Annotated in this window: 1 pseudogene; it reads right to left on the reverse strand. The window is 61.2% G+C overall.

Features of this window, described 5'->3' with window-relative positions:
* Positions 1 to 255 (reverse strand): annotated as a pseudogene (locus EU800_RS26525) (ATP-dependent RecD-like DNA helicase); the annotation flags it as partial.

Here is a 255-nt window from a genome sequence, read left to right on the forward strand (position 1 = left end):
GCCGGGTACTCGGACCCCTGGCTCTTGTGAATCGTAGCGGCGTATGCCGGCACAAGCGTGTCCAGTCTGCCGAAGCCGAAGGTGACGTTCCGGCCATCGAAGTCCACCGAGAGTTCCTGCTCCTCGGGATCGATCCCGATGACATAGCCGATATCGCCGTTGTAGACCTCCTTGTCGTAGTCATTCTCGATCTGCATGACCTTGTCGCCGGGCGCGAAGGTCCAGCCGAACCGCTCGACCTTGGTGTCTCCCGAG

This window comes from Tropicimonas sp. IMCC6043, from assembly GCF_004146235.1.
GTDB lineage: Bacteria > Pseudomonadota > Alphaproteobacteria > Rhodobacterales > Rhodobacteraceae > Tropicimonas.